11 protein-coding genes and 1 pseudogene are annotated in these 12,284 nt (G+C 70.2%); 7 read left to right on the plus strand and 5 right to left on the minus strand.

Annotated features, from left to right (window positions below; all coding sequences use genetic code 11):
* Positions 1-257 precede the first annotated feature (257 nt).
* The 4 genes from HNR00_RS00745 (at position 258) to HNR00_RS00760 (ending at position 3,843) form a co-directional block, all read left to right on the plus strand.
* Positions 258-857 (plus strand): superoxide dismutase, encoded by a 600-nt coding sequence (locus tag HNR00_RS00745; RefSeq protein ID WP_183563298.1) that lies wholly within the window; start codon positions 258-260, stop codon positions 855-857.
* 327 nt (positions 858-1,184) lie between these two features.
* A complete protein-coding gene (gene murJ / locus HNR00_RS00750) occupies positions 1,185-2,714 on the plus strand; it encodes a murein biosynthesis integral membrane protein MurJ (protein ID WP_183563301.1) in 1,530 nt (509 codons plus the stop codon).
* A gap of 35 nt (positions 2,715-2,749) precedes the next feature.
* Complete coding sequence (locus HNR00_RS00755; protein ID WP_183563304.1) at positions 2,750-3,424, plus strand: haloacid dehalogenase type II; 675 nt, start codon at positions 2,750-2,752, stop codon at positions 3,422-3,424.
* Between the two features lie 83 nt (positions 3,425-3,507).
* Positions 3,508-3,843, plus strand: coding sequence for a hypothetical protein (locus HNR00_RS00760; protein ID WP_312885983.1), 336 nt, complete (start codon positions 3,508-3,510; stop codon positions 3,841-3,843).
* 24 nt (positions 3,844-3,867) lie between these two features.
* Here HNR00_RS00760 and HNR00_RS00765 read toward each other — a convergent pair whose 3' ends face one another.
* From HNR00_RS00765 to tlpA, 3 genes are all read right to left on the minus strand, one after another.
* Positions 3,868-5,637 (minus strand): carbamoyltransferase family protein, encoded by a 1,770-nt coding sequence (locus HNR00_RS00765; protein ID WP_183563307.1) that lies wholly within the window; start codon positions 5,635-5,637, stop codon positions 3,868-3,870.
* Positions 5,638-5,830: 193 nt separating this feature from the next.
* Positions 5,831-7,024 carry a Na+/H+ antiporter NhaA gene (gene nhaA / locus HNR00_RS00770; RefSeq protein ID WP_183563310.1) on the minus strand — a complete coding sequence of 398 codons (1,194 nt, stop codon included), beginning with the start codon at positions 7,022-7,024 and terminating at the stop codon, positions 5,831-5,833.
* Between the two features lie 102 nt (positions 7,025-7,126).
* Positions 7,127-7,774: a thiol:disulfide interchange protein TlpA gene (gene tlpA, locus HNR00_RS00775; RefSeq protein WP_183563314.1), complete on the minus strand. Its 648-nt coding sequence runs from the start codon at positions 7,772-7,774 to the stop codon at positions 7,127-7,129.
* 42 nt (positions 7,775-7,816) lie between these two features.
* Here tlpA and argH point away from each other — a divergent pair.
* The 3 genes and pseudogenes from argH to HNR00_RS00790 form a co-directional block, all read left to right on the plus strand.
* Positions 7,817-9,205, plus strand: a pseudogene (gene argH / locus HNR00_RS00780) (argininosuccinate lyase); the annotation flags it as partial.
* A 167-nt stretch (positions 9,206-9,372) separates the two neighbouring features.
* The gene (locus tag HNR00_RS00785) at positions 9,373-9,663 is read left to right on the plus strand and encodes a hypothetical protein (RefSeq protein WP_183563317.1); all 291 of its coding nucleotides are present in this window, start codon (positions 9,373-9,375) and stop codon (positions 9,661-9,663) included.
* A 117-nt stretch (positions 9,664-9,780) separates the two neighbouring features.
* The gene (locus HNR00_RS00790) at positions 9,781-10,479 is read left to right on the plus strand and encodes an invasion associated locus B family protein (protein WP_183563320.1); all 699 of its coding nucleotides are present in this window, start codon (positions 9,781-9,783) and stop codon (positions 10,477-10,479) included.
* A 101-nt stretch (positions 10,480-10,580) separates the two neighbouring features.
* Here HNR00_RS00790 and HNR00_RS00795 read toward each other — a convergent pair whose 3' ends face one another.
* Positions 10,581-11,342, minus strand: a complete 762-nt coding sequence (locus HNR00_RS00795; protein ID WP_183563323.1) for an ABC transporter permease — start codon at positions 11,340-11,342, stop codon at positions 10,581-10,583.
* 10 nt (positions 11,343-11,352) lie between these two features.
* The gene (locus HNR00_RS00800) at positions 11,353-12,279 is read right to left on the minus strand and encodes an ABC transporter ATP-binding protein (RefSeq protein WP_183563326.1); all 927 of its coding nucleotides are present in this window, start codon (positions 12,277-12,279) and stop codon (positions 11,353-11,355) included.
* Positions 12,280-12,284: the final 5 nt, after the last annotated feature.

A 12,284-nucleotide genomic window follows, 5' to 3' on the forward strand; every position in this document is an offset into this window, starting at 1 on the left:
AACGACAGGATAACCCCCGGAACCCGCATTGCAAAATTCGTGGCAGGGACCTTGCGGACGTTGCGCGGGGAAATCAGGCGTTTCCACGGCTTTGCCGTCGTCCAAACCCCTTGCACCCACAGTTCGCGGCGTTGCCGAGTTCGGGAGAGCGACTTACCTACCCGCCCGTCGCCTCGCCGGCCGCGCGCCGATCCCGCCCTTCGGCGCGCCGCATCACCACAGGGCCCGCGAGGCCCGGATCACTCAAGGAGACTCGCATGACGTTCACCCTGCCGGAACTGCCCTACGCCTACGACGCGCTGGGGCCCTACATGTCGAAGGAGACCCTCGAGTTCCACCACGACAAGCACCACAAGGCCTACGTGGACACCGGCAACAAGCTGCTCGAAGGCACGGATCTCGCCGGCAAGAGCGTCGAGGAGATCGTCAAGGCGAGCCACGGCACCAACCAAGCGCTGTTCAACAACGCCGGCCAGCACTTCAACCACCTCCATTTCTGGAACTGGATGAAGCCCAACGGCGGCGGCCAGCCCCCGGCGGCGCTCGCCTCGAAGATCGACGAGGATCTCGGCGGCTACGAGAAGTTCAAGGCCGACTTCATCCAGGCGGGTGTCGGCCAGTTCGGCTCGGGCTGGGCGTGGCTCGCGGTCAAGGACGGCAAGCTCGCCATCATGAAGACCCCCAACGGCGAGAACCCGCTCGTCCACGGCGCCACCCCGATCCTCGGCGTCGACGTGTGGGAGCACTCCTACTACATCGACTACCGCAACCGCCGGCCCGACTACCTCAAGGCGTTCATCGAGAACCTCGTGAACTGGGAGTACGTCGAGAAGCTGTACGGCGAGGCGAAGGCCTGATCGGTCGCGTTCGATACGCGTGTTCCGGGCCGTCCCGTCTCCGATGGGGCGGCCTTTTTCGTTTAAGGCGTGGCCCCGCGGTCATTGCCCCGCCGCGCCCTCGCCCCGTACTGCGGAGGCCAAGCTCCGCGTCGCTGTCCTACCCACACCCTCATCCTGAGGTGCCGAAGCGCAGTGGAGGCCTCGAAGGAGGGCTCCAGGGATCGCGCGGCCTCTGGAGCCCTCCTTCGAGGCTGCTTCGCAGCACCTCAGGATGAGGGGAATGGGTGGGATGGAGGGGGATGGCGGCCGGGCCATCGTCAATCGCGCGGGAAGAATCCCAAAAAAATGATCCGCTCGATTCTCTCCGTCGGCGGCTGGACGCTGGTCTCGCGGGTCACCGGGTTCGCCCGCGACGTGGTGACGGCGGCCGTGATGGGCGCAGGACCCATCGCCGACGCCTTCGTCGTCGCTTTCCGGCTGCCGAACCACTTTCGGGCGATTTTCGGCGAGGGGGCGTTCAACACCGCCTTCGTGCCGGCCTATGCGCGGCTCGAAGAGGCGGGCGAAGCCGGCGCGGCCAAACAATTCGCGGATCGCGTCTTCACCCTGATGCTGCTGGTGCAGGTGGGGCTGCTGGCCCTCGCGCTTCCGGCGATGCCCTGGGTGGTGCGCGCGCTGGCGCCGGGCTTTTCCGACGACGCCGAGCGGTTCGGGCTCGCGGTCGATCTCACCCGAATCACCTTCCCCTACCTGCTGTTCATGACGCTGGTGACGCTGTTTTCCGGCATCCTCAACGCGCATCGCCGCTTCGCTGCCGCCGCGGGCGCGCCGGTGCTGCTCAATCTCGCGATGCTGGCGGCGCTGGCCCTCGCCTTCCTCTTTCCGAACGCGGCCTACGCCGCCGCCTGGGGCGTCTCGGTCTCGGGCGTGCTGCAATTCGCCCTCGTCTGGTGGGACGCCCGCCGCGGGGCCTACGCGCCGCGGCTGGTCAAGCCGACTCTGCGCGACCCCGACATGACCCGCTTCTTCAAGGTGCTGGGGCCGGCGGTGATCGGCTCGGCGGGGTTCCAGATCGCGTCGTTCGCCGACACCATCATCGCGAGTTTTCTGCCCGTCGGCGCGGTCTCGGCGCTCTACTATGCCGACCGGCTCTACCAGCTCCCCTTCGGCGTCATCGCCATCGCGGCCGGAACCGTGCTGCTGCCCGAGATGAGCCGGCGGCTCGCGTCCGGGGATGTCGCCGGGGCGCATGCGGCGCAGAACCGGGCGGCCGGGTTCTCGCTCGCGCTCTCGGCGCCCTTCGCGGTGGCGTTCCTGACCCTGCCGGGGCCGATCATGGCCGCCCTGTTCCAGCGCGGCGCCTTCACCGCCGAGGATGCGGCCCGCTCGGCGGCCGTGCTCGCCGCCTACGGGCTGGCGCTGCCCGCCGTCGTTCTGGTGCGTTCGGCGGTGGCGAGCTTCTATGCCCGGCAGGACACGAAGACGCCGCTCTACGCCTCGCTCACGGCCATCGCGGTCAACGTGGCGCTCAAGCTCGTGCTGACCGGGCCCTACGGCGTCGCCGGGCTGGCGCTCGCCACCGCCATCGGCGCCTGGATCAACCTCGCGCTCCTCTACGCGCTCGCGCTCAAGCGCGGCTGGACCACGCCGGGGCGCACGCTCCTCGTCACCGTCGCGGTGGTCGTCGCGGCGAGCATCGGTCTCGCGGGGCTGGCGGTCCACGGCCTGCCCTTCGCCGAGCGGATCGTGCCCGCCCTCCCCCATCTGCGCGAGATTGCGGTTCTGGCGCTGGTGGGGCTCGCCGGGGCGCTCGCCTATGGCGGAGCGCTGCTGCTGGGCCTGCGCCTGTTCGGCGTGCGCCTGCGCCGCCGATAGCTGGTCGAAACGCCCGCCCGCCACAGATGGCGGGCATGACCCGACCCGATCTCCTCGCCGGCAAGACCCACGCCGTGTTCGACGCCTACGGCACGCTGTTCGACGTGCATTCCGCGGTCGCCCGCCACGCCGAGGCGATCGGCCCGAAGGTGCAGGCGTTTTCGGAGATGTGGCGCGGCAAGCAGCTCGAATATAGCTGGGTCGTCGGGCTGATGGGCCGCTACCAGCCGTTCTGGACGCTGACCGAGCGGGCGCTCGACTTCGCGCTGGCCAAGCACCCGGACGTGGACCCGACGTTGCGCGAAAAACTGCTCGACGCCTATCGCGACCTCGATGCCTACGCGGAGGTGCCCGGCGTGCTGGCGCGCCTGCGGGACGCCGGCTTGAAGACCGCCGTCTTCTCCAACGGAGACGCGGCGATGCTGGCGCGGGCGGTCGCCTCCGCCGAACTCGGGGAGCGGCTCGACGCGGTGCTCTCGGTCGATCCCGTCCGCACCTTCAAGACGGCACCCGCCGCCTACCGGCTCGTCCTCGACCGGCTGGGGGCGGCGCGGGAGGGCGTGCTGTTCTTCTCGTCGAACCGCTGGGACATCGCCGGCGCCACCGCCTTCGGCTTCGATTCGGTGTGGGTCAACCGCACCGAGCAGCCGGACGAATACCCCGACCTGCCGCCCCGGACTGTCGTGACGGCCCTCGACACGCTCGTGTGAACGGGCGCCGCCCCGCGCGTTCGCCAATCCTTAAGCACGTGCGCGGCATTGTACGGGAGCGTCCCCTGGAGGTTCTTGGTCCCGTGTCCGTCTCCGTCCTTGCCCGGAAGGGTTCTTGCGCGGCCCTCGTCGTCGCCGCCCTCGTCTCCGCCGCGCCGGCCTCGGCCCGCGACGGCCGCAACGGCGCCCTGATCGGCGGCGCCGCCGCCGGCATCGTCGGCGGCCTCGCGCTCGGCGCCCTGATGAACGGCGCCGCTCCCCCGCCGCCGCGCCCGGCCCCGCGCCCGGTCTATGTCGAGGACGAGCCGGTCTACGTCGCCCCGCCGCCGCGCCGCGGCCCGATCTGCCACTACGAGCGCCGCAAGCAGTGGCTCAACGACATCGAGTTCACCTACAGGAACGTCGAAGTCTGCGAGTAAGACCGTTGCCGAGAGGCGTCCGCGTCAAGCGGGCGCCGTCTTCGTCATGATCCAGTCCTCGACCACGATGGCGTCGAGGCCCGTCGTGAAGAACATCAGGATCGCGTCCTCCGCCGTGTGGAGGATCGGCTTGCCCATCACGTTGAAGCTCGTGTTGAGCAGGATCGGCACGCCGCTGCGTTCGGCGAAGGCCGCGATCAGCGCCGCGTAGCGCGGGTTGCGCTCGGCCGTCACGCTCTGGAGCCGGCCGGTGCCGTCGGCGTGGACCACCGCCGGGACCCGCGCCCGCACCGCCTCGCGCCAGACCAGCGTGCGCTCCATGTAGGGGCTGTCGGAATAGTCCTCGAACCAGTCCGGCCCGGCCTCGGCCAGGATCGAGGGCGCGAACGGGCGGAACGCCTCGCGGTACTTCACCTTGGCGTTGAGCGAATCCTTGGCGTGGGCCGGGCGCGGATCGGCCAGGATCGAGCGGTTGCCGAGCGCGCGGGGCCCGAACTCCGCCCGACCCTGCACCCAGCCGACGAGCCCCCCCTCCGCGAGGATTCTCGCGGCTTCCCGCGTCACGCCCTCATGGCCGAGGCGCCGGGCGCGGGGCTCCCACGCGGCCATGCGCTCCAAGGGCTCGGTCGAGACGGCGGAACCCAGATAGGGCGTGAGCGGGCGCGCCTGCGCCGCCGGGCCCTTCCAATCCGGATCGTCTTCGGCCAGCGCCAGCCACGCGGCGCCGATGGCGTTGCCGTCGTCGGCGGGCGCCGAGGGGACGTGGAGGCGCCGGAAGCCGGAGCGGCCGAGCACGCGGCCGTTATAGGACGAGTTGAGCCCGCAGCCGCCCGCGATCACGAGGTTTTCGGATGGCGCCAGCGCCCAGGCCTCGGCCACCAGCACGTCCATCAATTCGCAAAAGATGTCCTGGCCGCAGCGGGCGAGGTCGGCCCAGCCCTGCTCGCCGACATCGTCGGGCCGCCGCGCCAGCACTTCGGCGGCGACCGCCTGCACGGTCTCGGCCTCGGCGAACCGCAGGCGACCCCCCTCGACCGAGAACAGCCGGCGCAGCAGGTCCATCAGCGCCGGGTCGGTGCGGCCGTAGGGGCTAAGCCCCATGATCTTCCATTCCTCGCCCTTGATCTGGTCGAAGCCGGCGAGATCCGTGACGAGCCCGTAGAGGAAGCCCACCGAGCCGCGCCCGCGATGGCGGCGCACCTCCTCGATGCGCCCGTCCTTCAGCCGGTAGATCGCCGCCGCCCCGGTCTCGCCCATGCCGTCGACGATCAGCGCCGTCGCCGCCTCGAACGGGCTGCCCCACAGGGCGTAGGCCGCGTGGGAAAGGTGGTGGGCGTAGCGGCGCTGCCCGGCAATCGCCGCGCGCGGCTTGCCGCCGAACCCACGGGTTTCGTTGTCGAGCGCCAGCATCGTGCCGTAGCCGGCCCGCGCCTGCATGGCGTGGAGATCGGCGATGAAGACGCGCTCGGCCCGCTCCGGCACGAAGGAGCGGTTGAGGGTCGAGGGGTGGGCGGCGAGCGCCGTCAAGTCGAAGGCGCCCGAGGCCGCCTGACCTTTCAGGAAATCCGAAAACTGCTCGCCCCAGGAGGAGGCGACGACGAGCTCCGAGCCTTCCGGCACATAGCGCCCGAGAAGCCCGGCCATGCGGGTGCCGGGATCGGGCTCGCAGTTCGGCGCGCGCTTGTATTGCAGGTAACGCTCGGCGGCCTCGGCGAACAGCACGGCGCCGTCCGGCCCGACGAGGGCGAGCGCCGGATCGTGGAAGGTCGTGGCGAGGCCGAGGTAGTGTCGCATGGGAGCCGGGCTACACCTCGCGGAGAGGGGCCGCAACGCAGGGTCGGTCTTCATCCTCGCCGATGTCTTCCGCCCCTTCCATGGCGGCCAGGATGTCCGGCGGAAGCGTATCGAAATCCTCCGCCATGCTGATTCGCCCCTTCTTCACGCTCCGTTCCTCGACCCGAGGCATCGCGTGCGCGCCCAAGCGACGTCAAGCGTCGGGCGACCTCCGTCGAGCGAGGACGAGCACCACAGCCCCGACGATACCCGACAGGAGCGAACCGGCGAGCACGCCGAGCTTGGTCTCGGTCTCGTGCAAGCCGTCGGTGAAGGCCAGCCCTCCGATGAACAGGCTCATGGTGAAGCCGATGCCGCACAGGAGCGTCACGCCGTAGACCTGCCCCCAGTTCGCCCCCGCAGGCCGCGCTGCGAGCCCGGTGGCCACAGCGAGGCGCACGGCGGCGAAGATGCCCGCCTGCTTGCCGAGGAACAGGCCGAGCGCGACGCCGAGGGTCACCGGATCGAGCAGCGCTTTGGCCGGCAGACCCAGCAGCGTGACGCCGGCATTGGCGAAGCCGAAGACCGGGACGATTAGGAACGACACCCAGGGGCTCAGGGCGTGCTCCAGCCGGTGCAGCGGCGATTCCACGTCCTCCGGCCGTCCCGGGCTCGGGCGGATCGGCACGAACAGGGCGAGCAGCACGCCCGCCACGGTGGCGTGGACGCCCGAGCGCAGCACGAAGAACCACAGGGCCAGCCCGGCCAGCAGGTAGGGTGAGAGCGCCCGCACGCCGAGGCGGTTGAGGGCGAGGAGCAGCGCCAGCACGCCGGCGGCGGAGGCCAGCATCACGCCGTCGAGGCTGCCCGTATAGAACAGGGCGATGATGATCACCGCGCCGAGATCGTCGACGATGGCGACCGCTGACAGGAAGATCTTGAGCGAGATCGGCACGCGGGGCCCGAGCAGCGCGAGGACGCCGAGCGCGAAGGCGATGTCGGTGGCCGCCGGGATCGCCCAGCCGCGCGCGGTGCCGGAGCCGGCGTTGAACGCGAGGTAGACCAGCGCGGGCGCGATCATGCCGGCCGCGGCGGCGAGCCCCGGCAGCACCCGATCGGGCCAGGTGCGCAGGCGCCCGTCGAGGGCCTCGCGCTTGATCTCCAGCCCGACCAGCAGGAAGAACACGGCCATCAGGCCGTCGTTGATCCAGTGCAGCAGGCTCAGCGGCCCGAGATGGATGTGCAGGGCGTGGTGGTAGCTCTCCGCCAGGGCTGAGTTGGCGACGACGAGCGCCGCCGCCGCGGCCACCATGAGCACGATGCCGCCCGCGGCCTCGTTGGCCATGACGGTGCGGATCGCCGAGAGCGGACGCTTCAAGGCGCGGACGGGCTTGAGGGGCGCGTTCATAGGGCTCCGGTGCCCTGTCTCGCTCGATGAGGCAAGCAAGATCGGGCCGGACAAATCCGGTTTTCGGTCGCTTGCTCGGGGGATGCGACCGATGCCGTGCGATCAGGCTCCCTCGCCCAAGGCCGCCCGGATCAGTTTCTTCCCCTCCTCGCCAGACCATTCGGCCGGGCCCTTCATCACGCCGAGCATGCAGCCCTTCGGGTCGACCAGGGCCGTGGTCGGCAGGCCCGTCGAGCCGGCGGCCGATTGCAGCGCCGGCAGCACCTTGCCTTCGGGGTCGCCGTAATAGGTCAGGCCCGCGATGCCGTTGGCCTTGAACCAGGCCGGCGGCCGGTCGAGGTTGCGCGTCTCGACGTTGATCGCCACCACCTGGAAGCGGTCCCCGCCGAGTTCGGCCTGGAGCCGGTCGAGGGCCGGCATCTCGGCCTTGCAGGGGGCGCACCACGTCGCCCACAGGTTCACCAGCAGCAGCTTTCCGCCGAGCGCCGCGAGGTCGGTCGGAGCGCCGTCCGGGCCCTTGAAGGCGAGCGCCGGGGCGGGCTTGGGCGCCGGCCACGCCTCGAAGGCGGCGATTGCGCCGCGCGCGAGTGGCGCGAGCCGGGCAGCGGTGGGGGCGGCCTCCGCGCAGGGACCGGTGGGCCCGAGGCCGACGAGGTTGCCGAGGTTCTGGCCGGTCCCGTATAGGGCGAACCCGCCGATCAGCGCGGCGGCGAGCGCGCCGCCGGCCAGGAATGTCGGGTTTGCCCTCACCGGCAGGCTCCTTTGCGCGCAGTCGAGAAGGTGGAACGGGCCATGAGCAACCGGATGTGGGGCGGGCGCTTCGCGAGCGGCCCCGCCGAGATCATGGAGGAGATCAACGCCTCCATCGGGTTCGACCGGCGCCTCGCGCCCCAGGACATCCGCGGCTCGCTGGCGCATGTCGCGATGCTGGGCAAGAAGGGCATCCTGCCGGCCGACGATGTGGCCGCGATTTCCGACGGGCTCAAGTCCGTCGAGGCCGAGATCGCGCGCGGCGAATTCGCGTATCGGCGCGAACTGGAAGACATCCACATGGCGGTGGAGAGCCGCCTCACCGAGATCGTCGGCCCAACTGCGGGGCGCCTCCACACCGCCCGCTCGCGCAACGATCAGGTCGCCACCGACATGCGGCTGTGGGTGCGCGACACCCTCGATGCGCTGGACGCGCAGGTCGCCGAATTGCAGCGGGTGCTGGCCGAGAGCGCGGAGAAGTACGCCGCAACGGTGATGCCGGGCTTCACCCACCTGCAATCGGCCCAGCCCGTCACCTTCGGCCACCATTGCCTCGCCTATGTCGAGATGCTGGCGCGCGACCGCGGCCGGTTCCGCGATGCCCGCGCGCGCCTCAACGAGTGCCCGCTCGGCGCTGCGGCGCTCGCCGGCACCTCCTTCCCGATCGACCGGCACGCGGTCGCCGCCGCGCTCGGCTTCGACCGGCCGACGGCGAATTCCCTGGATTCGGTGGCCGACCGCGACTTCGCGCTCGAATCGCTCGCCGCCGCCTCGATCTGCGCCGTCCACCTCTCGCGCTTCGCCGAGGAGCTGGTGGTGTGGACCTCGGCCCAGTTCGGCTTCGTGAAGCTGTCCGACCGCTTCACCACCGGCTCGTCGATCATGCCGCAGAAGCGCAACCCCGACGCCGCCGAGTTGGTGCGCGCCAAGGCCGGCCGCATCGTCGGCGCGCTGACCGGCCTGCTCATCGTGATGAAGGGGCTGCCGCTCGCCTATTCCAAGGACATGCAGGAGGACAAGGAGGGCACCTTCGACGCGCTCCAGTCGCTCTCCCTGTGTCTGGCCGCCATGACCGGCATGGTGCGCGATCTCGAGCCCGTCACCGAGACGCTGAAGTGCGCCGCGGGCTCGGGCTACGCCACCGCCACCGATCTGGCCGACTGGCTGGTGCGGGAACTCGGCATGCCGTTCCGGCAGGCCCACCACGTCACCGGTCGGGTCGTCGCCGCGGCGGCCGAGCGCGGCGTCGGGCTGGAGGAGCTTCCGCTCGACGCGATGCGGGAAATCGAGCCGCAGATCACCGACGCCGTGTTCGCCGTGCTCGGCGTCGAGAATTCGGTGGCGAGCCGCACCAGCTACGGCGGCACCGCGCCGGACAACGTCCGGGTCCAGGCGCAGGCCTGGCTCGCGAAACTGGCACCTGTGGAGAAGGTGGACGGCGGCGCGGGAACGGGCATGGAAAGTGCGGCGTTCATGGAACGGCCAGCTGAGCTTAGCTAGAGCATCGGTCTGACAAGGTGGTCGCCGGCTTGTCAGAGAAAGCCGATGCGCTCGGGGAGCTTGGCTATCCGGACGCTCGAACCCGCGGAGTCCCGTCGATGAATGTTGAGAGCTGGATCACGGTCGAGGAAACCCCTGCCCTGGCGCAGGCGGCGCGGGAGGCGATCGAAGCCCGTCTGGCCCGGTTCTCTGTCGCCCAGCGCGACGCGTTCTGGGCCTCGATCGTGAAGGCCTACAACACGCCCTACAACGACCCGGTGAAGAAGCCGGCGGCCCCGAAGCCCGCCGAGCCGGCGCCGGTGGTGGAACTGGTGGTCCTGCCGGAGATCGCGTTGCCGGTAGCCGCCATCGCCTCCGCGGCGCTCGCCGCCGAGATCCGCGCGGCCTGAAACGGCTGTTTTTAGGTTGATGCCGGGCCGGCGGGACTTTCCCATCCCGCCCGCGGCCATCATGCTGCCGCGAGAGAAGGCGAGCGGAGCCGTTCGTTCGACCGGAAAAAGCGTGAGATGCAGCGGACCCGCCTCCCGACCCTCCTGACCGCCCTCCCCGTCCTGCTCGCGCCCTGGCTGATCGCCGCCGGCGCGTCGCTCGTGCCGATGCCGGCAGAGCGCGCCCATGCGCAGGCCGCCGCCGAGGCGCAAGCGGCCGAAGCGGCCCCGGAGGAAGGGCGGCGCGGCCGCCGCGGGCGTCGGCAACAGCCGAAGAGCGCGGCCCTGCCGCCGGGCATGCAGCAGGCGGTGCCGCTCGCGGTGTTCGGCGACTGGAACGTGTTCACCAATGGCGGGCAGGCGCGCGACAAGCTCTGCTACGCCATCGCCCAGCCGACGACGCGCAGCCCGAAATCGCTCGCCCGCGACACCGGCTTCCTGTTCGTCTCCTTCGCCAAGGGCGGCGCGCAGAGCGAGATCGCAGTGATGCTCGGCTTCAAGCCGAAGCCCGCGGCGGCGCAAGCCAAGCCGGGCGCGGCCGCCGCCCCGAGCGACCCGTATCTGACCGTCGGCGCGACCCGCTACGGCCTCGTCGTCAAGGACGAGAACGCCTGGGTGCAGAACCAGGCCGAGGAGCCGCGCATCGTCGCCGAGATGAGCCGCACCCAGACCGCCACCGTCCGTACCACCTCCCAGCGAGGCAACCCGACCCAGGACGAGTACGCGATGGGTGGGTTCGCCGAGGCGCTGAAGCGGGCCCGGGAGGAGTGCAAGTAGGGTTTTTGGACCCTCACCGTCATCGCAAGGCGTCGAACACGTCCGACGAATCGCGTCGGCCGCTGCCTCACGCCGTCATTGCGAGGCGGGATCGTCGGCTTTCAGCTCTTGAGCCGATATCCGGTCCGAAAGATCCACGTCACCAGCCCGAGGCAGAGCGCCAGGAACAGAAACGTCACCGCGACGCTGACGCCGACCGCCACGTCGCCCTTGCCGAAGAAGGCCCAGCGGAAGGCGCTGACGAGGTAGACCACCGGGTTGGCGTGGCTGACGGCGTACCAGAACGGCGGCAGCATCTCGATCGAGTAGAAGCTTCCGCCGAGGAAGGTCAGCGGCGTGACGATGAGGAGCGGCACGAGCTGAAGCTTCTCGAACCCGTCCGCCCACAGGCCGATGACGAAGCCGAACAGGCTGAAGGTCACGGCCGTCAACAGCAGGAAGGCCACCATCCAGACCGGATGCTCGATGTGCAGCGGCACGAACAGGGCGGCGGTGGCGAGGATGACGAGGCCGATGAAGATCGACTTGGTGGCCGCCGCGCCGACATAGCCGAGCACCACCTCGAACGGCGCGATCGGGGCCGAGAGCAGTTCGTAGATCGTGCCGGAGAAGCGCGGGAAGTAGATGCCGAAGGCGGCGTTGGAGATGCTTTGGGTCAGGAGCGAGAGCATCATCAGCCCCGGCACGATGAAGGCGCCGTAGGGGATGCCGTCCACGCTCTCGACCCGCGAGCCGATCGCGGCGCCGAACACCACGAAGTAGAGCGAGGTCGCGATCACGGGAGCGACGATGCTCTGGAGCGCGGTGCGCCAGAAGCGCGCCATCTCGAAGCGGTAGATCGCCAGGACCGCCGGCAGGTTCATGGCTGGAGCCTTATGCGCGCTCGCGGACGAGATCGACGAAAATCTCCTCCAGCGAGCTCTGGCTGGTGTCGAGGTCGGTGAAGCCGATGCCGGCGGCGGAGAGATCGGTGAGCAGGCGGGTGATGCCGGTGCGCTCGCGCTGGGTGTCGTAGGTGTAGACGATCTCGCGGCCCCCCGGCCCGATCTGCAGCGCGTAGCCGGCGAGGCTGTCCGGGAGGGCGGCGAGCGGTTCGGCGAGGTGGAGGGTGAGCTGCTTCTTGCCGAGCTTGCGCATCAGCTCGACCTTGTCCTCGACGAGGATGATCTCGCCTTTGCGGATCACGCCGACCCGGTCGGCCATCTCCTCGGCCTCCTCGATGTAGTGCGTGGTCAGGATCACGGTGACGCCCTGGTCGCGCAGGCGCCGCACGAGGCGCCACATGTCCTGGCGCAGCTCCACGTCCACGCCCGCGGTCGGCTCGTCGAGGAACAGCACCTGCGGCTCGTGGGCGAGCGCCTTGGCGATGAGCACGCGCCGCTTCATGCCGCCGGAGAGCTGCATGATGCGGCTGTCGCGCTTCTCGTAGAGGGAGAGGTCGCGCAGGATCCGCTCGATATGGGCCGGGTCCTGACGCAAGCCGAACAGGCCGCGGCTGAAGCTCACCGTGTCCCACACCTTCTCGAAGGCGTCGGTGGTGAGTTCCTGCGGCACCAGCCCGATCATTCGGCGGGCGGCGCGGTAATCGGTGCGGTTGTCGTGGCCGCCGACCCGGATCGAGCCGGAACTCGGCGTGACGATGCCGCAGACGGTGTTGATCAGCGTCGACTTGCCGGCCCCGTTGGGCCCGAGCAGAGCGAAGATCTCGCCCTTGCCGATCGCGAGGTTCACGTCCTTGAGGGCGTGGAGGCCGGAGGCGTAGACCTTCGACAGGTTCTCGATCGAGACGATCGGCGGCATCGCGG

Source organism: Methylorubrum rhodinum, from assembly GCF_014199935.1.
Lineage (GTDB): Bacteria > Pseudomonadota > Alphaproteobacteria > Rhizobiales > Beijerinckiaceae > Methylobacterium > Methylobacterium rhodinum.